This is a genomic window from Streptococcus thoraltensis DSM 12221 (genome assembly GCF_000380145.1).
GTDB lineage: Bacteria > Bacillota > Bacilli > Lactobacillales > Streptococcaceae > Streptococcus > Streptococcus thoraltensis.
This window is the reverse complement of sequence record NZ_KB904597.1, coordinates 1-22,143: the sequence shown is the minus strand read 5'-3', so window position 1 is coordinate 22,143 and position 22,143 is coordinate 1. Positions and strand designations below refer to the sequence as shown.

Here is a 22,143-nt window from a genome sequence, read left to right as displayed (position 1 = left end):
TGGTGTGGGGCATTGTGGTAGAGGCTGAAAAACAAATGAAAACATGTTATAATAAAAGGCATTCGGGTAAAAGCTCTGCTATTTTCCAAAAGTAAAGGAAGTAATGAGGTAAAATCATGAAACGTATTGCAGTTGATGCTATGGGTGGTGATCATGCTCCTAAGGCGATTATTGAAGGTGTTAATCGTGCCATCCAAGATTTTTTAGATATTGAGATTCAACTTTACGGTGATGAGGCAAAAATTCGTGAGCATTTGACCGCTAGTGAGCGTGTTACAGTTGTTCATACGAGTGAAAAAATTAATTCTGATGATGAGCCTGCTAAGGCTATTCGTCGTAAGAAAGATGCTTCAATGGTCTTGGCAGCTAAGGCGGTTAAGGAAGGTCAGGCGGATGCCATTCTTTCAGCGGGAAATACGGGAGCTCTCTTGGCGGCAGGTTTATTTGTAGTCGGGCGTATTAAGGGTGTCGATCGTCCAGGTCTTATGTCAACCCTACCAACAACAGTTGGTAAAGGTTTTGATATGTTGGATTTAGGAGCTAATGCGGAAAATACACCGAATCATTTACTACAATACGCTATCCTTGGTTCGTTTTATGCTAAGAATGTGCGTGGGATTGATAAACCACGTGTTGGCCTTTTAAATAATGGTACGGAAGCGACTAAGGGAGATCCGCTTCATAAAGAAGCTTATGACTTGCTTGCGCGCGAATCTTCAATTAATTTTGTGGGTAATGTAGAAGCGCGTGATTTGATGAATAGTGTAGCAGATGTTGTTGTCACAGATGGCTTCACGGGAAATGCTGTGCTTAAAGCAATTGAGGGAACTGCTATCAATATTATGGGTAGCCTTAAATCATCTATTAAATCAGGTGGTTTTAAGGCTAAGATTGGTGCTTTATTCTTGAAAGATAGTTTGTATCAGTTGAAAGATACTATGGATTATTCATCAGCCGGTGGCGCAGTCTTGTTTGGTTTAAAAGCTCCTGTGGTTAAAGCTCACGGATCTAGCAATGAGAATGCCATTTACCATACTATTAAACAAATCAGAACCATGTTAGAAACTGATGTTGTTAATCAACTGGTTGAAACTTTTGCTAAGGAGGAAAATCATGACTAAGGAAACTATTTATGAAACCGTCGTAAAAGTTATTCGTCAGAAGCGACAAGAGGATGATTTACCTGTCACGCCAGAAACTAGTTTACGAGATGATTTGGGGGTTGATTCTATTGATTTGATGGAATTTGTGATTGCCCTGGAGGATGAGTTTGGCATTGATATTCCAGATGAGGATGTTGATCATATGGTTAATATGAATGATTTGTTGACTTATCTGGAAAAGAAAGTAGATAAATAAAAATAGCATCCACTGGCTTGAGCTGGTGGATTTTTAAATCCTTGTTAATGTGGTGAGTGATTGATGGTTAAACACGTGAAAGAATCAGATTTTGGTTCTTTCTTTTTGTATGTTTAAAGTGATGACTATTGAGTCTTTTTTATGTGAGTTTTGGTATTTTGCATATAAATCGTATGGGATTTTTTTGTACTGAAATGCTCCATCCCCCCTGAGCTGGTATTATCCATTACAGAAATGATAGGGTTGGATTTATAGAAACCGTTTAAAAAGCGTTGTTAAATATATTTTCGTTCGCCTTTTGTGATGTTTTTTGTTTTATTTTGACGAATAATTAAAAAATGTTTGGTATTTATTTATATATGTGTTATACTTTAGGCAAGTAAGAGGAAAGGCGAATGTTATAATGAAAAATCAACTGATTTATTCAGGAAAAGCCAAAGATATTTATGCTACTGATGACGAAAATGTGATTATATCCGTATATAAGGACCAGGCAACTATGCTCAATGGGGCTCGTAAGGAGACAATTGATGGTAAGGGGATGCTTAATAATCAGATTTCGTCTTTTATTTTTGAGAAATTAAATGTTGAGGGAATTAAGACGCATTTTATCAAACAAATATCTGACAATGAACAATTAAATAAAAAGGTTGATATTATTCCTTTGGAGGTCGTCCTACGTAATGTGGCGGCTGGATCTTTTTCTAAACGCTTCGGTGTCGGTGAAGGTCTAGCTTTGGAAAATCCTATTGTTGAATTTTATTATAAAAAAGATGAACTGAACGATCCTTTCATCAATGATGAACACGTGCAGTTTTTAAATATTGCTTCAGAAGAAGAAATTGCCTATCTAAAAGAAGAAACCCGTCGTATCAATAAACTTTTGAAAGAATGGTTTGCAAAAATTGGTCTTCAGTTGATTGATTTCAAGTTGGAATTTGGTAGGGATGCGCAAGGAAATATTATCCTAGCCGATGAATTTTCACCAGATAACTGTCGTTTGTGGGATGTGGATGGCAATCATATGGATAAGGATGTTTTCAGACGTGATCTCGGTAGTTTGACGGCTGCTTATCAGGTAGTTTTGGACAAATTGAAAGAGCTAGCTTAGGAAGTTGTTTGCTAGTGGTGATATTTAAGAAGAAAATAGTAAAGAAGACACTTGGGAAAAATAAATTAAAATGAATAAACGTATTTTTGTTGAGAAAAAAGAAGCTTTTAGAGTTAAGTCACAGTCTTTAGCTAAAGAATTAACTCATCATTTGCAATTGAAGACCTTGTCTGATTTGCGTATGGTGCAGGTTTATGATGTGTTTGGGTTGGAAGAGGATTTGTTTGAGTTGGCTGAACAGCACATTTTCTCTGAGCGGGTGACCGACCTTGTCTTGACAGAGGCAGCTCTTGTGGCTGATCTTGCTAATTACTCTTTCTTTGCCATTGAAAGTTTGCCAGGTCAATTTGACCAGCGCGCGGCGAGTTCACAGGAAGCCTTGCTTTTATTAGGAGCTTCTTCAAAGGTGACGGTCAATACGGCTCAACTTTATTTGGTTAATAAAGATATTGATAGCGCTGAACTTGATGCTATTAAGAGTTATTTGCTTAATCCAGTTGATTCACGTTTTAAAACGATTGAGACTGGACTTGAGCAGCATTTTTTCTCAGAATCTGATAAAACCATCGCGAATCTTGATTTCTTTGAGACTTATGAAGTAGAGGATTTTGCTAAGTACAAAGCTGAGCAGGGGTTGGCTATGGAAGTGGATGATTTGCTTTTTATCCAAGATTATTTTAAATCTATTGGACGTGTGCCAACAGAGACTGAAGTGAAGGTCTTGGATACTTACTGGTCAGATCATTGCCGTCACACGACTTTTGAAACAGAATTAAAGAACATTGATTTTTCAGCGTCAAAATTCCAAAAACAATTGCAGGCTACTTATGATAAATATGTGGCTATGCGTGACGAGCTAGGACGTTCGGATAAACCGCAAACACTAATGGATATGGCAACTATTTTTGGTCGCTATGAGCGGGCTAATGGTCGCTTGGATGACATGGAAGTTTCGGAGGAAATCAACGCCTGTTCTGTTGCAATTGAAGTGGATGTTGATGGGAGAAAAGAGCCTTGGTTGCTTATGTTTAAGAATGAAACTCATAATCATCCAACGGAAATTGAACCTTTTGGTGGAGCTGCTACTTGTATTGGTGGCGCTATCCGTGACCCGTTGTCAGGTCGTTCTTTTGTTTACCAAGCCATGCGTATTTCTGGTGCAGGTGATATTACGACGCCAGTCGATCAAACACGTGCTGGTAAATTACCACAACAAGTTATTTCAAAAACGGCAGCTCATGGTTACTCATCTTATGGGAACCAAATTGGTTTAGCGACGACTTATGTCAAAGAATATTTCCACCCTGGATTTGTAGCAAAACGCATGGAGCTTGGTGCAGTCGTAGGTGCTGCACCTAAGGAAAATGTGGTTCGTGAAAAACCTAAAGCTGGTGATGTGGTTATCCTAATCGGTGGGAAAACAGGTCGAGATGGTATCGGCGGTGCAACAGGTTCTTCGAAAGTTCAGACGGTAGAATCAGTGGAGGCAGCTGGTGCGGAAGTACAAAAAGGAAATGCTATCGAGGAGCGTAAGATTCAGCGCCTTTTTCGTAATGGTGAGGTTACTCGTCTCATCAAGAAATCCAATGACTTCGGTGCAGGCGGTGTTTGCGTAGCAATCGGTGAATTGGCTGATGGTCTTGAAATCAATCTGGACAAAATCCCTCTCAAATACCAGGGGCTTAATGGAACGGAAATTGCTATTTCAGAATCGCAAGAGCGTATGGCTGTCGTCGTTCGTCCAGAAGATGTTGATACTTTCATTGCTGAAGCTAACAAGGAGAACATCAATGCGGTCGTGGTAGCGACGGTTACTGAAAAAGCTAACCTTGTCATGACTTGGAATGGGCAAACCATTGTCAATATTGAGCGTTCTTTCCTTGATACTAATGGTGTGCGCGTGGCAGTTGATGCTAAGGTTGTCGATGGCGATGTAAGTCTGCCAGAATCCCGTCAAACATCGGTTGAGAGTCTTGAAAGAGACATGCTTGCAGTTCTTTCTGACTTAAACCATGCTTCACAAAAAGGTTTACAGACGATTTTCGACTCTTCGGTCGGTCGCTCGACAATCAATCATTCCCTTGGTGGTCGTTACCAGCTAACGCCAACTGAGGCTTCTGTTCAAAAACTTCCCGTCCAAGATGGTGTTACGCATACGGCTTCTGTTATGGCACATGGCTACCATCCTTACTTAGCAGAATGGTCACCTTATCATGGCGCAGCCTATGCGGTTATTGAAGCGACAGCTCGTCTTGTTGCGGCTGGTGCCAATTGGTCTAAGGCTCGTTTTTCTTACCAAGAATACTTCCAACGTATGGACAAACAGGCTGAGCGTTTTGGTCAACCGGTTGCAGCCTTGCTTGGTTCGGTGGAAGCACAAGTCCAACTTGGTTTGCCATCCATCGGTGGTAAGGATTCCATGTCTGGAACTTTTGAAGAATTGACTGTTCCCCCTACCTTAGTTGCTTTTGGAGTAACAACCGCAGACAGCCGTAAGATTCTTTCACCTGAGTTTAAGGCTGCTGGTGAAAACATCTACTACCTTCACGGTCAAATGCTTAGCGAAGATATTGATTTTGATCTTATCAGATCTAACTTTGAAACTTTTGCTACTATCCAAGAAAAGTATGCCATTACATCAGCTTCTGCTGTCAAATATGGTGGTCTTGTTGAAACTTTGGCACTTGCTACTTTTGGTAATCATGTTGGGGCTTCTGTGAGCATAGCGGAGCTTGACAGCAGCTTGACAGCTCAACTTGGTGGATTTATCTTTACGTCAAGAGATGAGATTGCTGAAGCAGTTAAAATCGGTCAAACGAGCGGTAACTTTACACTTACTGTCAATGGTGTCAAGATGGCTGCTCAAGCACTTCTAGACGCCTTTGAAGGTAAACTAGAAGACATTTACCCAACAGCCTTTGAACAGGAAACTAAAATGGAAGCTGTGCCTGAAGTTGTCACAAAAACGATTACTAAGGCTAAAGAAGCAGTGGATCAACCATTGGTTTACATCCCCGTATTTCCTGGAACTAACTCAGAATATGATTCTGCTAAGGCTTTTAAACAAGCTGGTGCCAAAGTTAATTTGGTTCCCTTTATGACTTTGGATGAAGAGGCTATTGGGCAGTCTGTTGATATTATGGTTGACAATATTGCCAAGTCTCAGATAATCTTCTTTGCGGGTGGTTTTTCAGCAGCTGATGAACCAGATGGTTCTGCTAAATTTATCGTTAATATCTTGCTCAATCAAAAAGTTCGCTCAGCGATTGACGACTTTATTGCAAAAGGCGGCTTGATTATCGGTATCTGTAATGGTTTTCAAGCTCTAGTTAAATCTGGTTTGCTCCCTTATGGTAACTTCGAGGGTGCTCACTCATCAAGCCCAACACTCTTTTACAATGACGCGAATCAACACGTGGCTAAAATGGTGGAAACCCGCATTTCTAATACTAACTCACCATGGTTGGCTAATGTATCAGTTGGTGATGTCCATGTTATTCCGGTATCGCATGGTGAAGGGAAGTTTGTTGTGTCGGATGAGGAATTTGCAAAGCTCCGTGACAATGGTCAAATCTGGAGTCAGTATGTGGACTTTGAAGGTAAACCAAGCATGGATTCTAGGTACAATCCAAATGGTTCTCTTCATGCTATTGAAGGTATTACAAGTGAAAACGGTCAAATCATCGGTAAGATGGGGCACTCTGAACGCTTTGAAGATGGGCTTTTCCAAAATATTCCAGGAAACAAAGATCAAGGTCTTTTTGCAGCAGCGGTTCGCTATTTTACTGGAAAATAATTAGGTAACTAACATGTATGAAACAAAATCTCTCAATGAAGAATGTGGTGTTTTTGGAATATGGGGTCACCCTCAGGCTTCTCAAATCACCTACTTTGGACTTCACAGTCTGCAACATCGTGGTCAAGAAGGTGCAGGGATTGTCTCAAATGACAAGGGTGCTTTAAAGGGATATCGTGATACAGGGCTCTTATCCGAAGTCTTTAAAAATCCTGCAGATTTAGAAGGATTGACAGGAAATGCAGCAATTGGTCATGTGCGCTATGCAACGGCTGGTTCAGCAGATATTCGCAATATCCAACCTTTCTTATACAACTTCCACGATGGACAGTTTGGTCTTTGCCACAACGGAAACTTGACCAATGCTATCTCGCTTCGTAAAGAATTGGAAAAGCAAGGGGCTATTTTCAATGCGTCTTCGGATACGGAAATTCTCATGCACCTCATTCGTCGTAGCCATAATCCTAGCTTTATGGGTAAGGTAAAAGAAGCTCTTTCAACTGTCAAGGGTGGTTTTGCCTACTTACTTTTGACAGAAGATAAGTTGATTGCGGCGCTTGATCCAAATGCCTTTCGTCCTTTATCTATCGGTCAAATGCAAAATGGTGCCTGGGTGATTTCTTCAGAAACCTGTGCTTTTGAAGTGGTTGGCGCCAGGTGGATTCGTGATGTGGAGCCTGGTGAAGTTATTGTTATTGACGACCAAGGCATCCAATATGACACTTATACCAATGAAACTCAGCTGGCGATCTGTTCTATGGAGTATGTCTACTTTGCTCGACCGGACTCAACTATTCGTGGGGTTAATGTTCATACGGCTCGTAAAAATATGGGAAAAAAGTTGGCACAAGAATTCAAACATGAAGCTGATATTGTCGTTGGGGTCCCTAACTCTTCCTTATCTGCTGCTATGGGCTTTGCGGAAGAATCCGGCTTACCAAATGAGATGGGTTTGGTTAAAAACCAATACACTCAACGAACTTTTATCCAACCGACACAAGAATTGCGTGAGCAGGGTGTTCGCATGAAGTTATCCGCTGTTTCGGGTGTTGTCAAAGATAAACGAGTGGTCATGGTTGATGATTCAATTGTTCGCGGGACAACCTCTCGTCGTATTGTCAAACTCTTGCGCGAGGCTGGTGCTAAAGAAGTACATGTCGCTATTGGCAGCCCCGAACTCAAGTATCCCTGTTTCTATGGGATTGATATCCAAACTCGTCGTGAGCTGATTTCAGCCAATCATTCGGTGGATGAAGTTTGTGAGATTATCGGTGCCGATAGTTTGAGCTACCTGTCACTCGATGGCATGATTGAGTCTATCGGATTGGATACAGATGCACCAAATGGTGGTCTCTGTGTGGCTTATTTTGATGGCAATTATCCGACACCACTTTACGATTATGAAGAAGAATATTTGCGCAGTTTGGAAGAAGAGACAAGTTTTTATATTGAGAAAGTCAAGTAATGGCTTGTCAGAAAGTTGACAACTAACTTGACAAGGTTGACAGGTGTTGTCAATCAAAAGATGACAGACAATAGAAATGCTTAGGCAGCAGATTTCACTGCCGACTAACAGTTAAGCATTGTTGTCAGATACTTTGTCCTAGTTGATTAAAGCTAGGGTTCTGACTAGTATTTCCTTAAAGAATATAGCTTGTAGGCAATACGTCGAAATCTTTAAAAGGTGTATTATGGTCAAATGAATTGACTTTCAGACAAGGAACCGAAAAGACGCGGACAGTCCTTTAGCACGATAAGTCGAAAGTGACCGTGTATCAAAGTTAATTCAAAAGACTGTAATGAATAAGAAATAAGAGAAGGAAGTGTAGTATGTCTAAAAATGCATATGCAAAATCCGGTGTAGATGTTGAAGCTGGTTATGAAGTAGTTGAGCGCATCAAAAAGCACGTTGCTAGAACAGAACGTGCAGGAGTTATCGGGACACTCGGTGGTTTTGGCGGCATGTTTGATTTAAGCCAAACGCAAGTCAAAGAACCAGTCCTAATCTCAGGAACAGACGGTGTAGGGACCAAGCTCATGCTGGCTATTAAGTATGATAAGCATGATACTATTGGTCAGGACTGTGTTGCCATGTGTGTCAATGACATCATTGCAGCAGGGGCGGAGCCACTTTACTTCCTTGACTACATCGCTACAGGGAAAAATGAGCCTGCTAAGTTGGAACAAGTTGTTGCTGGCGTGGCAGAGGGGTGCCTTCAATCTGGAGCTGCTCTTATTGGCGGCGAAACAGCTGAAATGCCTGGTATGTATGGTGAAGACGATTACGATTTGGCTGGATTTGCGGTAGGTATTGCGGAGAAATCTCAAATTTTAGATGGGTCAAAAGTTGCTGAGGGGGATGTGCTTTTAGGGCTTGCGTCAAGCGGTATTCATTCTAATGGCTATTCATTGGTGCGCCGTGTCTTTGCAGATTATACTGGTGAGGAAGAATTACCAGAATTAGAAGGCAAAAAACTCAAAGAAGTCTTACTGGAACCAACACGTATTTATGTTAAACAAGTCCTACCTTTGGTTAAAGAAAATCTGCTTAACGGAATTGCCCATATCACTGGTGGTGGTTTTGTCGAAAATGTGCCTCGTATGTTTGCGGATGATTTGGCTGCTGAGATTGATGAAAGCAATCTTCCAGTATTGCCTATTTTTAAAACATTGGAAAAATATGGTGGCATCAAGCACGAAGAAATGTTTGAAATCTTCAATATGGGTATTGGTCTCATGATGGCTGTCAAAGCTGAAAATGTTGACAAGGTCAAAGGCTTGGTTGACGAAAAGGTCTATGAGCTAGGTCGTATCGTGAAAAAAGCTAACGCCAGAGTAGTGGTGAAATAATGATTAGGAAGATTGCTATTCTTGCTTCTGGCTCAGGGTCCAATTTTCAAGTTATTGCAGAGGACTTTCCGGTGGAATTCGTCTTTTCGGATCATCGGAATGCTTACGTTCTTGAGCGTTCTCAAAAGCTTGGAGTTAAAAACTATGCTTTTGAACTTAAAGAGTTTGTTAGCAAGGCTGCCTATGAGCAGGCTATCGTAGAATTGCTGAATCAACATGACATTGACTTGGTTTGCTTAGCAGGCTATATGAAAATAGTTGGTCCAACCCTCTTATCAGCTTATGAAGGACGAATTATCAATATTCATCCATCCTACTTACCAGAATTTCCAGGAGCTCACGGTATCGAGGATGCTTGGAATGCTGGCGTTAAGGAATCTGGCGTGACCATCCATTGGGTTGATTCTGGTGTTGATACTGGGAAAATCATCAAGCAGGTGCGCGTGCCGAGACTTGATAATGATACTATAGAGACCTTTGAAGCAAGGATTCATGAGTATGAATATTGTCTTTATCCTGAAGTGTTGCGTGATTTGGGGCTAAAATAGCCACTATTCTTGTTTATTTGCTACAATAACATTATGAAAAAATTAGATAATACTAAGCTTGTTTACTCCTTTTTTGATAATTGGCCAGAAACGATGATTTTGTCCTGTCTGCAAGGTGTGATGGGAGAGATTTTTGTAGATGATTTGCTAAACCCGCAGTCAGCTATGGCAAAGTTAGGACGTGAGGCTTCGTTTGCTTTTTTAGCAGGGCGGCCTTACCTTGATTTTATAGAAAGTTGTCGATATGAAGATATTATTTTCGTTCCACAGGGTCAGGATTGGGCTTCTTTAATCGAATCCACTTATGGAGATCGAGTGCGTGTCTTTACAAGGTATGCAACTAAAAAGGATACTCTTTTTGATATTGAAATGTTGCAAAGGTTTGTTGAACAGTTATCAAATTCATTTAGTCTTTGTCAAATTGATGAAAAAGGCTATCATGACTGTTTAAAGGAAGCATGGTCAGAGGATTTAGTGGCTAATTATAAGGATTACGACCATTATGCTAAAGACGGCTTGGGCTATGCCATTTTCCATCAGGATAAGTTGGTTGCGGGGGCTTCTTCTTATTCTAGTTATCAAGATGGTATTGAAATTGAGATTGACACCCATCCAGATTATCGACGAAGAGGGCTTGCTAGGGTAGTTGCTGCTCAATTAATTTTAGCTTGTTTAGATAAGCAATTATATCCTAGCTGGGATGCGCATACTAAAGCATCGCTTAGCCTAGCTGAGCAACTTGGCTATCAATTATCATATGAGTATTCAGCCTATGAAATTGATTGGTAAATCATCATTTTGATGATTTGGCGCTTAAAAACAGCAATTTATCACCTTTAGTGAAAATACTATAGTAACTATAAAGTAGAATGAAAGGAATTGACCCCGTTCAGAAGGTTAAAAAAGAGTTCATGGACACTTTCAAGTGACTTTGAATGCTTGAGAAAATCTACTAGATGTTTTGAACTATCGTATTTTTGATGGTTCAGTCGCCTTCTTGTCGGACATGGTATTTTAATAATGACGAAACGAGCACTTATTTCAGTTTCAGATAAAGCAGGTATTGTGGAATTTGCCCAAGAACTTAAAGCACTGGGGTGGGATATTATCTCAACTGGTGGGACTAAGGCAACTCTTGATGCGGCTGGGATTGCTACCATTGCCATTGATGATATAACTGGTTTTCCAGAGATGATGGATGGCCGTGTCAAGACCCTTCACCCCAATATCCATGGTGGGTTACTAGCTCGTCGTGACTTGAACAGTCATCTTAAGGCGGCAAAAGACAATCATATTGAACTTATCGATATGGTAGTTGTCAATCTTTACCCTTTCAAAGAGACTATTTGTCGTTCAGATGTGACTTATGACTTAGCAGTTGAAAACATTGATATTGGTGGTCCTTCAATGTTGCGTTCGGCAGCTAAGAATCATGCTAGTGTCACTGTTTTGGTGGATCCAGCTGATTATGCACCTGTTTTGGGAGAATTGAAAGAAGCTGGGGATACATCTTATGAGACTCGTCAAGGCTTAGCAGCTAAAGTTTTTCGTCATACGGCAGCCTACGATGCTCTCATTGCAGAATACTTTACGGCACAAGTTGGCGAAGAAAAACCTGAGAAATTAACGCTGACTTTCGACCTCAAACAGCCGATGCGCTATGGTGAAAATCCACAACAGGATGCTGATTTCTACCAAAAAGCCATTCCGACGGCTTATTCTATCGCGTCAGCCAAACAGCTAGGTGGTAAGGAATTATCCTTTAACAACATTCGTGATGCCGATGCGGCTATTCGTATCATTCGTGATTTCAAAGATCGTCCAACAGTTGTTGCTCTCAAGCATATGAACCCTTGCGGTATCGGTCAGGCTGATGATATTGAAACAGCATGGGATTACGCTTATGAGGCTGATTCTGTTTCGATTTTCGGAGGCATTGTCGTTCTTAATCGTGAAGTGGATGCTGCGACAGCTGAGAAGATGCATAATATTTTCCTCGAAATCATCATCGCACCGTCTTATTCAGAAAAAGCGCTAGCTATTTTAACCAATAAAAAGAAAAATCTCCGTATCTTAGAATTGCCATTTGCTGCGCAGGATGAGAGTGAAATCGAAGCCGAATACACGGGGGTTGTTGGTGGTCTTTTGTTGCAAAATCAAGACGTCGTTAAAGAAAAACCAGCTGATTGGCAAGTAGTGACTGACCGTCAACCATCTGAGCAAGAAGCAAGAGCTTTGGAATTCGCTTGGAAAGCCATCAAATATGTCAAATCAAACGGTATCTTAATTGCCAATGACCGCATGACACTTGGTGTCGGCGCTGGTCAAACCAATCGAGTAGCTTCCGTTAGAATTGCTCTTGAGCAGGTTAAAAATCGTTTAGATGGTGCAGTATTAGCTTCAGATGCCTTTTTCCCATTTGCAGATAGTATCGAAGAGATTGCTGAAGCAGGTATTAAGGCCGTTATCCAACCGGGTGGCTCTGTGCGGGATCAAGAATCAATTGATGCGGCTAATGAACGTGGCATTGCTATGGTCTTCACAGGTATAAGGCACTTCCGTCATTGATATTTAAAATTTAAGGTTTGCGAAAGAAAAGTTTAAGTTGTGATTAAGCTAGAGAGATTATACTATAGTCACTCCTAAATAATATGTCGCATTAGTTAGCTCCTGCTAATCAATGCGAGCATTTCTTTTTCATAATCTCCTAATAGCTCGGTCTAACCGGGCTTTTTTATAGTATAAAATGTTAAACCCCTTCTATCCTAGGATAGAAGGGGTTCTTATGAGTTTTCAGCTGTAGTTAGAAATGAGTATGAGTTATGAGGGAGCTGAAAGGCTCAAAGTAGTCAGTTGGCTATTGTTTTCTTACTTTAGACATGGTTACCCAAGTATCTCGGCTTCCGATTTTGACGCAAATACCATTGCTTGCTTTATCAACTTTTAAAACTTTGTATTTTCCAGGAATGCTGAAATATTCGCCAGGATACAAGATTTGATCTCCAGATTTTTTGCCAGACTTATCCGTTTCAATAACTGGAGTAGGATCGAAGTAGTTGAGTGCAGATGGTCTACCACCAGCTAAATCTGAACTTGAAGTAAGAGAGCTACCACTGATGTTAGCAGTTACCTTGAAGGTACCTACAAAACTGATGGTATCTCCGACGGCAATAGTGGTTGAACTAGCGGAGGTTTGTGTCTTTGTCTTACTTGTTTGAGACGAACTTGCTTTGGTAGCTAACTTTTCGACAGCAATGTAACGTCTAACCCCGCTACTACTGATATAGCTAATCCACTTATAACCATCAGCTTCTACGGTCTTGTCGTAGTGAACGGACTGTCCTTTGTCGTAAACGGCGATTTCAGCTGCGGCTTGTTTTGGTTCATTCTTAATGGACGAACGACTGGTAAATTGGTAAGTTCCACTTGAAGCTATAGGTTTTGAATCAGCTTTTGGAGTAGTTGTTTCTGGAGCTGTTGAAGCATCAGTCTGTGCTTTTTGGAGTGGACTGATTGGGATATAACGTCTCATGCCGCTCCCTGCAATGTAGCTAATCCATTTGTAGCCATCAGCTTCTAAAGTTTTGTCATAGATGACGGCTTGTCCCTTTTCATAATGAGCTAATTCTGGACTTGCCATCTTTGGCTCAGCCTTGATAGAAGCACGGCTGGTGAAATGGTGTGTTCCACTCGATGCCGTTGAATTGCTTGTTCCGACAGGAGACGTCGTTGGTTTTGCGACTGAGGCAGGTCCCAAGTCTTTAAAATGGATATAGCCAGAAACATTACTTTTATGGAAACTGCGTTTCCAGTATTTTTCAGGACCTTGACCATAATCGTAGTTATACTCTTCAATGGTGACAGTATCTCCTTTAACGTCAGCAACCCAGGCAACATGACCGTAACCTCCTGCTCCGTTAACACCATTGCCAAACCAGGCAACAGAACCCACTGCAGGATTCATGTCCACACGGTAACCTTGTGATCTGGCAACACCACCCCAGCTGATAGCATTTCCGTAACCACCTGGTAGGGTAAATCCGTTAGCTGAACTCAATCGAAAAGCTACAAAAGAAGTGCACTGCCTCTTATACATTCCCCAACTATCAGCTCCCCAACCAGTCTTCCATTGGCTAGGGTAGTTATCCCCTAAAACAGCAGCTTGAGCGACAGATTGTCCAGTCGATAGCGCAGTTCCAGTCAAGATTAGAGCAAGGGCACTTGCGGTTGTAAACTTAGATTTTAATGTCATTCAATATCCTCCTGCTTATTTATTCGGCAAATAAATCAAGAAGTAACCATTTTTCTGAAAAAAGGTCAGAAAATGACAGGAAAATTCATTTATTATGACAAACAAGTCTAATATTACAGAAGAGCAACAGTTTCTTTAAAGACCTTGCTAAGCACTTTTTATTTTTTGAATTTGTGCTAAGATGTATAAAGTTATTAAAAAAGAAATAGGTAGTAATAAAATGAACATCACAAAGAAAATGCTTTTAGCGTCAACTGTAACCCTATCTTTAGCTTCAGGATTAGCTGTACATGCTGAAGAAATGCCTTGGACGCCTCGAAGTGTTGAGCAGATCAAATCAGATATTGTCAATGCGGACGAAAGGTCAACTTATACGGTTCAATATGGTGATACTTTGAGTACTATCTCAGAAGCCATGGGGATTGATATGAATGTTCTGGCTAATATCAATAACATTGCCAATATTGATTTGATTTTTCCAGAGACGGTTTTGACAACAACTGTTAATGAAAACAATGACGTAACATCTGTTCAAATCCAAACACCTGCTGTGCATGAGGGGCAAGAAGGCATGGTAGCTTCTGCTGACTTGGTTAAAAATGAAGTTGTTGTTGATGATCAGGCGGTTCAGGTAGGTGATTTGACAGCTCCTGCAAATGAAATAAGTGACCAGTCTCCTTCTTTAGAAGCAAGTTCAGAGTATGCGGACACTACCCCTGAAGAAGCTATTTTAAAAGCTGTTTCTGAAAATAGTAGTGTGAGTTCTGAATACACTGATACAGATGCGCCAGCTTCTCTTGAAGCAAGTTCTGAAATATCAGAGGTATCAGAGGCAGATCAACTTCTATCGGAAAGTGCGCAAGATAGCGCTGCTATGACATCAGAAGTCATCACAGAAGCAAGTTCAGAGATGTCAACATCAATTCAAGCCACCTCAGAATCGGTAGAATTGCCAACCGTAGAAGAAGCCTCTTCTCAAGTTTTGGAAGAAACTTCGGCGAGTGCAGCGACATCTGAATCTATGACGACTGTAAACGAAGCGGTCTCACAAGTGGTTTCGGCGACGGCTAGCCAATCGGCATCAGAAGCCTCAACCGTGGCAGCCTTGCCAGTTACTGAGACGGCAGGTCAAACGGCGACAAGTTTTGCTCAAGCCACATCAAATCCTGCTAATGCAGGGCTTCAACCTCAAGTAGCGGCCTACAAGGAAGAAGTAGCAGCTAAGTATGGCATCACGTCATTTAGTCTTTACCGCGCAGGTTCAAATGACGATCATGGCAAAGGGTTGGCAGTAGACTTTATGGTGCCTGAAAGCTCAGCTTTGGGAGATCAAGTGGCACAGGACGCGATTAACAGTATGTCGAGTCATGGTATTTCATATATCATCTGGAAACAGCGTTTTTACTCACCATACAACAGCATTTATGGACCAGCCAACACTTGGAATCCGATGCCAGATCGTGGTGGTGTGACGGCAAATCATTACGACCATGTGCACGTATCCTTTAATGGCTAGGCATTAAAACTTAAAAAGAGATGGGTTTAAACTAATTTTAGAAAAGTTTAAGCAAGCTTGGTTATAATATGACTATTCCTAAATAACTTTTTCATAATCTCCTAGAAAGCACCGGTCAGATGACCAGTGCTTTCTTTTTGTGCAGATAACCTAAGGGTGGCTAAAAACATCCTTTCATTTTCTATTAAGTTAATACTTGCTAGTAGATTGAGTGAAATCACGGAAAAACAAAGAGTTGTTATGGCTACCTTTCTTTTAAAGAAGGAGACTTGTTAAGCCATATGACTTTATATTAATAAAACAACAATCAGAAATGCTTTTTTGCTTAGCTTGCAGCAAATCATCTAGCTTTTGAGAGTTTAAAGCTGGTTTGGTTGACACGTTGGGAGTAAGAAACTTTAACCTTATTATAAAATGAAGAGATTTAGTCGTGTCTGGTTAGTTAGAACATTGAGTGATTTGTAATTTTTTAGCTACATTAGGCTATGAGAAATAAAGTGGTAATATCTCATGTCTGTCGAATTCTCAAATAAGCGAATATTTTTATGTTTTTTTGGTAAAAAAACATATTTAACCTAAAAATAACGAACAAATGTGTTATTATATTAAATATAATTCGTTATTTTAAAAGAAATGGAATCTAATGAGAAAGTTTAAAAAGCGACATGCTCTTTTGATATGTGCGCAAAGGGAATTCGTTTTAATTAGTACCTTTCTTGTTAGACTTGGGATTAGATATTATGAAACTGTTAGTTGTTGGTTCGGGTGGACGTGAGCATGCAATTGCTAAGAAGTTATTAGAATCTCCACAGGTTGATCAGGTTTTTGTAGCTCCTGGTAATGATGGCATGGTCTTGGATGGTTTGGATTTGGTTGACATCGGAATTGCCGAACATTCTAGATTGATTGCCTTTGTTCAGGAAAATGAGATTGCTTGGACTTTTATCGGACCAGATGACGCTCTGGCTGCTGGAATTGTTGATGACTTCAATGCAGCAGGTCTCAAGGTTTTTGGTCCCTCTCGTCAAGCCTCAGAATTAGAATGGTCCAAGGATTTTGCCAAAACGATCATGGCTAAATACGGCGTGCCAACGGCGAAGTACAGCACTTTTTCTGACTTCGAAAAAGCCAAGGCTTACATCAAAGTTCAAGGAGCCCCAATCGTCGTTAAGGCGGATGGCCTAGCGCTAGGCAAGGGCGTGGCTGTAGCAGATACGGTCGAGCAGGCGGTTGAGGCAGCGCGTGACATGCTTTTGGATAACAAGTTCGGCGACTCAGGTGCACGTGTGGTCATCGAGGACTATTTGGCTGGAGAAGAGTTCTCGCTTTTTGCTTTTGTCAATGGTGAGCAGTTTTACCTTATGCCAGCGGCTCAAGACCACAAGCGGGCTTATGATGGAGACAAGGGACCAAATACAGGTGGGATGGGAGCCTATTCACCGGTACCCCACTTAGAACAAGCGGTCATTGATCAGGCGGTTGAAACCATTATTAAGCCGATTCTTTCAGGGATGGTAGCAGAAGGTCGTCCTTACTTGGGGGTTCTTTATGTTGGTCTCATTTTGACGGCTGACGGTCCAAAGGTCATCGAGTTCAATTCTCGCTTTGGTGACCCCGAGACACAGACTATCCTGCCACGTTTGACATCTGATTTTGCGCAGAACGTCACGGATATTTTGGATGACAAAACACCTGAGATTACATGGGTGGAAGACGGTGTGACTCTCGGTGTGGTTGTAGCCTCAGATGGTTATCCCCTCGCGTACGAGAAGGGGGTTGAATTGCCAACTAAGACTGATGGCGATGTTATTACCTATTATGCAGGTGCGCGTTTTGCGGAAAATGGCAGGGCTCTGCTATCTAACGGTGGACGTGTCTATATGCTTGTCACCACAGCAGATACCGTCCAAGCTGCGCAGGAAAAAATCTACAAACAACTGGCGACCCAAAAAACAGATGGACTATTCTATCGAAATGACATTGGTAGTAAAGCGATAAAGTAACACCGTTGGTAAGAGGCGACGAAGTCGCCCTCTCCGATATTTTTCGCTGTGACAAAAAGACAAATAATCTTTGATTCAGAACATAGAAAACCCTTGAAAATGTGATAATTTGGGAAGTCTTGTAGGGAGACGGATAATAATTAAACTTTTAGAAGCACAGTTGTTTCAATGTTTTGGGAGTTATTTATCTTTGGCTACAAAGAAGAAAGGTTGGAGAAAAATATTCCAAATGGGCCTTGTCTCGGAAATGTTGAGAACTTAGGCTCAAAATTTAGGAATGGAACCGCAGGTTGGTTGCCGTCCCTATCACTTAAGACAAGTATCAAAATAAAAAGGAATTATTATGGAAACACCTATCATTTCTATCATCATGGGCTCCAGCTCCGACTGGGCAACCATGCAAAAAGCTGCAGACATCTTGGATAATTTCCAAGTTCCATACGAGAAAAAAGTAGTCTCAGCCCATCGCACACCTGACCTCATGTTCAAACATGCTGAAGAAGCTCGTAACCGTGGCATCAAAATCATTATTGCAGGAGCAGGTGGCGCAGCCCATTTACCGGGTATGGTAGCTGCAAAAACAACGCTTCCAGTCATTGGCGTGCCTGTCAAATCGCGTGCTCTTTCAGGACTTGATTCCCTGTATTCCATTGTGCAGATGCCGGGTGGTGTGCCTGTAGCGACCATGGCTATCGGGGAAGCAGGGGCAACTAACGCAGCCTTGACTGCCCTGCGCATTCTTTCTATTGAAGATGCTAAAATCGCTGAACAGCTCAGCCATTTCCAAGAGGAACAAGGAAAAATTGCGGAGGCGATGACAGATGAACTCAACTAAGACAATCGGGATTATCGGTGGCGGTCAGCTTGGTCAGATGATGGCTATTTCAGCCATTTACATGGGTCACAAGGTGATTACGCTAGATCCGTCGGTGGACTGCCCAGCTTCACGTGTGTCGGAAGTGATTGTGGCAGCCTATGATGACGTTGACGCCTTGCGTGAGTTGGCAGAACGTTGCGATGTCCTCACTTATGAGTTTGAAAACGTGGATGCAGATGGTCTTGATACGGTTGTGGCGGGTACCCAACTGCCTCAAGGGACTGACCTTCTGCGTATTTCTCAGAATCGTATCACTGAGAAGGACTTCCTATCTCAAAAAGCTGGCGTAGCCGTAGCACCTTATAAAGTTGTGACGTCAAGCGCTGATTTGGACAAGATTGATTTGAGCAAAAAGCAGGTTCTTAAGACAGCAACAGGTGGTTACGACGGTCATGGACAAGTAGTTATTTCCTCTCAAACTGATCTTGTTAAAGCGCGTAAATTGGCGGACTTAACGGTCTGTGTTTTGGAGGAATTCGTCACATTTGACTTGGAAATTTCAGTGCTTGTGTCGGGCAATGGAGCTGATTTCACGGTATTTCCAGTCCAAGAAAACATCCACCATAACAACATTCTCTCAAAAACTATTGCACCTGCTCGTATCTCGGATCATCTGGCGAAAAAGGCTAAATTAATGGCATTACAAATCGCTAAGCGCTTGGATTTATCAGGAACCCTCTGTGTGGAAATGTTCGTAACGGCGGATGACATCATCGTCAATGAAATTGCGCCTCGCCCCCACAACTCAGGTCATTACTCTATCGAAGCCTGCAACTTCTCGCAGTTTGACACTCATATCTTGGGAATTTTGGGGCAACCGTTGCCAGAAATTTACCAGCACGCCCCAGCTGTCATGCTCAATGTCCTTGGGCAACATGTGAAAGCAGCTCAAGCCTACGTCCAAAATAACCCTAGCGCCCACCTCCACCTTTATGGTAAACTAGAAGCTAAGCATAACCGCAAAATGGGACATGTGACTTTGTTTAGTGAAAAGCCTGATGAGGTTGAGGAATTTTAGGAGATGTTATGATTAAAATCATCGTTCACGCTTTTATTGAAAATGGTCAACTTGGTGTTGTTGAAGTACTCTATGCTTCAGTGGACGAAGCTTCTATTTCTAATAAAATGGCAGAGCTAGGAAAACAGTTTCCAGATGATTACTTAGCTATCTACGATTTGCCACTTGATACGGATTTAGGAAAGTTACCCCATTATCCATCTGTTGCCATTGGGAAAGAAGAGTTTGGAGAATGAGAAGGAGTTCTAATGGTTTAAAAAGTTCACTTTACTAATATGTGTATGGCTTATAGAGGCAATGAAGTTCTTGTGATTGATAGAAAAAAACAAGATTAGCCGGAGACTACATTTTCAGGTGGACAAGTGGAGACTAGTGAATCATTCACAGATTCGGCTATTCGTGAGGTGAAAGAAGAAACTGGTTTGACGATTTTTTCTCCGCAACTCTGTAGTATCAAAGATTAGTATGAAGATGGCAAGCGACGTTGTTTATTTTTACAAAACGAGTCAATTCGTAGAGAACCGATTTCTTCCGATAAGGGAGAAGTTCGGTGGGAGGATTTAGTGAACCTTCCAAACTTGAATTTGTCACTTGATATGGAAGAGATGCTTCAGAAGATAATCTTGGTGCATTTTTTATTATGAGGATGGAGATTCTTGGGGTTATGATTTGAAATAGAACCATGGGGGACACATTTACCAAATAAACTTAGGCAGAAAGTTTGGAAAAAATAAGGCTTTCTTTTCCTAAACACAAAGTGGAAACCAATTTTATAGTCTTTTGAATTAACTTTAATACATCGTCACTTTCGATTTGCCGTACTCAAGTACTGTTTTCATCTCAGTTCCTTGTCTGAAAGTTAATTCATTTGATTATAGATAAAAGGAAATAAACATTGGGATTCGTATTCGTTAAACTGAGTACGGACTAGGCAAAAAAGATAAATGTGGCTTAGATGTCAGTTTGCTTTTCCTAAAAAATAAGAAAAAAGAAAGGAGTGAGGGTGTTTCCGAGTATTTGAACTCGGGCTAAAAGCGTTGGAAAAAAGATAAACTTTCTTGTGTGCAAGCGCACAGCATCAGTTTCCTATTTTTTTCTCGCTTTTCTAACGCCCTCTGTATCATAAATAATGCTAGAACGTTACTCTCGCCCGGAGATGGCGAATATTTGGAGTGAAGAAAATAAATACCGTGCTTGGTTGGAGGTGGAAATCCTCGCTGATGAGGCATGGGCTGAGTTGGGGGAAATCCCTAAAGAAGATGTGGCGAAAATTCGTGAGAATGCGGATTTTGACATCGACCGTATTCTTGAAATCGAGCAAGAAACACGCCATGATGTGGTGGCTTTCACGCGTGCCGTGTCTGAAACACTTGGCGAAGAGCGTAAGTGGGTTCACTATGGTTTGACTTCAACAGACGTTGTGGATACAGCTTACGGTTATCTTTACAAACAAGCCAACGACATTATCCGTAAAGACCTTGAAAACTTTACTAACATCGTAGCTGATAAGGCGCGTGAGCACAAGATGACCATCATGATGGGTCGTACGCACGGGGTTCATGCTGAGCCAACGACCTTTGGTCTTAAATTAGCCACTTGGTACAGTGAAATGAAGCGAAATCAAGAGCGTTTTGAGCGTGCAGCAGCTGGCGTTGAGGCTGGTAAGATTTCGGGTGCGGTTGGTAACTTTGCTAACATCCCTCCATTTGTCGAGGAGTATGTCTGCGATAAGCTAGGTATCCGTCCACAAGAGATTTCAACTCAGGTTCTTCCTCGTGACCTCCATGCCGAGTACTTTGCGGTGCTAGCTAGCATCGCCACCTCTATCGAGCGCATGGCGACTGAGATTCGTGGGCTTCAGAAGTCTGAGCAGCGTGAGGTGGAGGAATTCTTCGCCAAAGGCCAAAAAGGTAGCTCAGCAATGCCTCACAAACGTAACCCGATTGGGTCTGAAAACATGACTGGGTTGGCTCGTGTCGTCCGCGGGCACATGGTGACGGCATATGAGAATGTTGCCCTCTGGCACGAACGTGATATCTCTCATTCGTCAGCAGAGCGTATCATCACACCAGACACAACCATCCTCATTAATTACATGCTTAATCGTTTTGGCAATATTGTCAAAAACTTGACTGTTTTCCCAGACAATATGCTCCGTAACATGAATTCAACATTTGGTCTCATTTACAGTCAACGTGTCATGCTCAAATTGATTGAAAAAGGGATGACGCGCGAAGAAGCTTATGACTTGGTACAACCAAAAACAGCTCATTCATGGGACAACCAAGTTGACTTCAAACCATTGTTAGAATCAGATGAGAAAATTACATCTCACCTCAGCCAAGACGAAATCGATGAACTCTTCAACCCTGTATACTATACAAAACGTGTAGACGAAATCTTCGAACGCCTTGGATTATAATAGATAAAAGGAATGGCAAAACTGAAAAGAACCACTTATGATGGACAGTATAAAAAGTGTACTATACTGTTGTTATAAGGTGGTTCTTTTAAAAACATTCCTTTTTTCTACCATTTGTCAAGCTTATCAAGCTTTTAATCGAAAAATTTTTTAAGACAATAGCTTGGATTTAGCTATTGTCTTATTTTTCTGCTCTAATTAGCGTCAAAAAGTGTACACGAAAACAACACCTTATTTTGTTATTTTTTGAATAAGGTGTTACAATGATATAGCATCAACGACTTTAATGATTTTGGGTCGAAGCATAATCGTAAAGTTTGTTATGCGTTATGAGGTAATACATTGTCCTGATGAGGCGATGTATAGAGGCAATCGTATGTGGCTTGGTTGA

16 protein-coding genes and 1 pseudogene are annotated in these 22,143 nt (G+C 41.4%); 16 read left to right on the top strand and 1 reads right to left on the bottom strand.

Annotation, left to right across the window (positions count from 1 at the left end):
- The first annotated feature begins 116 nt into the window (after positions 1–116).
- The 9 genes from plsX (at position 117) to purH (ending at position 12,232) form a co-directional block, all read left to right on the top strand.
- Positions 117–1,121 carry a phosphate acyltransferase PlsX gene (plsX, locus tag A3IA_RS0105070; protein ID WP_018380250.1) on the top strand — a complete coding sequence of 335 codons (1,005 nt, stop codon included), beginning with the start codon at positions 117–119 and terminating at the stop codon, positions 1,119–1,121.
- Positions 1,114–1,359 carry an acyl carrier protein gene (locus tag A3IA_RS0105065; RefSeq protein WP_018380249.1) on the top strand — a complete coding sequence of 82 codons (246 nt, stop codon included), beginning with the start codon at positions 1,114–1,116 and terminating at the stop codon, positions 1,357–1,359. Before plsX ends, A3IA_RS0105065 begins: the two co-directional genes overlap by 8 nt.
- A gap of 403 nt (positions 1,360–1,762) precedes the next feature.
- Positions 1,763–2,470 (top strand): phosphoribosylaminoimidazolesuccinocarboxamide synthase, encoded by a 708-nt coding sequence (gene purC / locus A3IA_RS0105060; protein ID WP_018380248.1) that lies wholly within the window; start codon positions 1,763–1,765, stop codon positions 2,468–2,470.
- 70 nt (positions 2,471–2,540) lie between these two features.
- Positions 2,541–6,266, top strand: a complete 3,726-nt coding sequence (locus A3IA_RS0105055) for a phosphoribosylformylglycinamidine synthase (RefSeq protein WP_018380247.1) — start codon at positions 2,541–2,543, stop codon at positions 6,264–6,266.
- 13 nt (positions 6,267–6,279) lie between these two features.
- Entirely contained in the window at positions 6,280–7,731 is a 1,452-nt protein-coding gene (purF, locus tag A3IA_RS0105050; protein ID WP_018380246.1) for an amidophosphoribosyltransferase, read from the top strand.
- A gap of 365 nt (positions 7,732–8,096) precedes the next feature.
- Complete coding sequence (purM, locus tag A3IA_RS0105045; protein WP_018380245.1) at positions 8,097–9,116, top strand: phosphoribosylformylglycinamidine cyclo-ligase; 1,020 nt, start codon at positions 8,097–8,099, stop codon at positions 9,114–9,116.
- A 2-nt stretch (positions 9,117–9,118) separates the two neighbouring features.
- On the top strand, positions 9,119–9,664 hold the full coding sequence (gene purN / locus A3IA_RS0105040) for a phosphoribosylglycinamide formyltransferase (protein ID WP_026217563.1): 546 nt from the start codon (positions 9,119–9,121) through the stop codon (positions 9,662–9,664).
- Between the two features lie 33 nt (positions 9,665–9,697).
- Positions 9,698–10,453 carry a GNAT family N-acetyltransferase gene (locus A3IA_RS0105035; RefSeq protein WP_018380243.1) on the top strand — a complete coding sequence of 252 codons (756 nt, stop codon included), beginning with the start codon at positions 9,698–9,700 and terminating at the stop codon, positions 10,451–10,453.
- Positions 10,454–10,684: 231 nt separating this feature from the next.
- The gene (gene purH / locus A3IA_RS0105030) at positions 10,685–12,232 is read left to right on the top strand and encodes a bifunctional phosphoribosylaminoimidazolecarboxamide formyltransferase/IMP cyclohydrolase (RefSeq protein ID WP_018380242.1); all 1,548 of its coding nucleotides are present in this window, start codon (positions 10,685–10,687) and stop codon (positions 12,230–12,232) included.
- A gap of 289 nt (positions 12,233–12,521) precedes the next feature.
- Here purH and A3IA_RS13230 read toward each other — a convergent pair whose 3' ends face one another.
- Entirely contained in the window at positions 12,522–13,916 is a 1,395-nt protein-coding gene (locus tag A3IA_RS13230; RefSeq protein WP_018380241.1) for an SH3 domain-containing protein, read from the bottom strand.
- A gap of 220 nt (positions 13,917–14,136) precedes the next feature.
- Here A3IA_RS13230 and A3IA_RS0105020 point away from each other — a divergent pair, with 220 nt between their 5' ends.
- The 7 genes and pseudogenes from A3IA_RS0105020 (at position 14,137) to purB (ending at position 21,752) form a co-directional block, all read left to right on the top strand.
- On the top strand, positions 14,137–15,432 hold the full coding sequence (locus A3IA_RS0105020) for a LysM peptidoglycan-binding domain-containing protein (protein ID WP_018380240.1): 1,296 nt from the start codon (positions 14,137–14,139) through the stop codon (positions 15,430–15,432).
- A 740-nt stretch (positions 15,433–16,172) separates the two neighbouring features.
- On the top strand, positions 16,173–17,435 hold the full coding sequence (gene purD, locus A3IA_RS0105015) for a phosphoribosylamine--glycine ligase (protein WP_018380239.1): 1,263 nt from the start codon (positions 16,173–16,175) through the stop codon (positions 17,433–17,435).
- A 343-nt stretch (positions 17,436–17,778) separates the two neighbouring features.
- The gene (purE, locus tag A3IA_RS0105010) at positions 17,779–18,270 is read left to right on the top strand and encodes a 5-(carboxyamino)imidazole ribonucleotide mutase (RefSeq protein ID WP_018380238.1); all 492 of its coding nucleotides are present in this window, start codon (positions 17,779–17,781) and stop codon (positions 18,268–18,270) included.
- Positions 18,257–19,330: a 5-(carboxyamino)imidazole ribonucleotide synthase gene (gene purK, locus A3IA_RS0105005; protein ID WP_018380237.1), complete on the top strand. Its 1,074-nt coding sequence runs from the start codon at positions 18,257–18,259 to the stop codon at positions 19,328–19,330. Before purE ends, purK begins: the two co-directional genes overlap by 14 nt.
- An 8-nt stretch (positions 19,331–19,338) precedes the next feature.
- The gene (locus A3IA_RS0105000; protein ID WP_018380236.1) at positions 19,339–19,566 is read left to right on the top strand and encodes a hypothetical protein; all 228 of its coding nucleotides are present in this window, start codon (positions 19,339–19,341) and stop codon (positions 19,564–19,566) included.
- A 45-nt stretch (positions 19,567–19,611) separates the two neighbouring features.
- Positions 19,612–20,008 (top strand): annotated as a pseudogene (locus tag A3IA_RS11875) (NUDIX domain-containing protein).
- A gap of 451 nt (positions 20,009–20,459) precedes the next feature.
- Positions 20,460–21,752, top strand: a complete 1,293-nt coding sequence (gene purB, locus A3IA_RS0104990) for an adenylosuccinate lyase (RefSeq protein ID WP_026217561.1) — start codon at positions 20,460–20,462, stop codon at positions 21,750–21,752.
- The last annotated feature ends 391 nt before the right edge of the window (positions 21,753–22,143 follow it).

Bases quoted from the DNA above. Each gene is read 5' to 3' on its own strand.
- plsX (WP_018380250.1), top strand. From the start codon at position 117: ATGAAACGTATTGCAGTTGATGCTATGGGTGGTGATCATGCTCCTAAG.
- A3IA_RS0105065 (WP_018380249.1), top strand. From the start codon at position 1,114: ATGACTAAGGAAACTATTTATGAAACCGTCGTAAAAGTTATTCGTCAG.
- purC (WP_018380248.1), top strand. From the start codon at position 1,763: ATGAAAAATCAACTGATTTATTCAGGAAAAGCCAAAGATATTTATGCT.
- A3IA_RS0105055 (WP_018380247.1), top strand. From the start codon at position 2,541: ATGAATAAACGTATTTTTGTTGAGAAAAAAGAAGCTTTTAGAGTTAAG.
- purF (WP_018380246.1), top strand. From the start codon at position 6,280: ATGTATGAAACAAAATCTCTCAATGAAGAATGTGGTGTTTTTGGAATA.
- purM (WP_018380245.1), top strand. From the start codon at position 8,097: ATGTCTAAAAATGCATATGCAAAATCCGGTGTAGATGTTGAAGCTGGT.
- A3IA_RS0105035 (WP_018380243.1), top strand. From the start codon at position 9,698: ATGAAAAAATTAGATAATACTAAGCTTGTTTACTCCTTTTTTGATAAT.
- purH (WP_018380242.1), top strand. From the start codon at position 10,685: ATGACGAAACGAGCACTTATTTCAGTTTCAGATAAAGCAGGTATTGTG.
- A3IA_RS13230 (WP_018380241.1), bottom strand. From the start codon at position 13,916: ATGACATTAAAATCTAAGTTTACAACCGCAAGTGCCCTTGCTCTAATC.
- A3IA_RS0105020 (WP_018380240.1), top strand. From the start codon at position 14,137: ATGAACATCACAAAGAAAATGCTTTTAGCGTCAACTGTAACCCTATCT.
- purD (WP_018380239.1), top strand. From the start codon at position 16,173: ATGAAACTGTTAGTTGTTGGTTCGGGTGGACGTGAGCATGCAATTGCT.
- purE (WP_018380238.1), top strand. From the start codon at position 17,779: ATGGAAACACCTATCATTTCTATCATCATGGGCTCCAGCTCCGACTGG.
- purK (WP_018380237.1), top strand. From the start codon at position 18,257: ATGAACTCAACTAAGACAATCGGGATTATCGGTGGCGGTCAGCTTGGT.
- A3IA_RS0105000 (WP_018380236.1), top strand. From the start codon at position 19,339: ATGATTAAAATCATCGTTCACGCTTTTATTGAAAATGGTCAACTTGGT.
- purB (WP_026217561.1), top strand. From the start codon at position 20,460: ATGCTAGAACGTTACTCTCGCCCGGAGATGGCGAATATTTGGAGTGAA.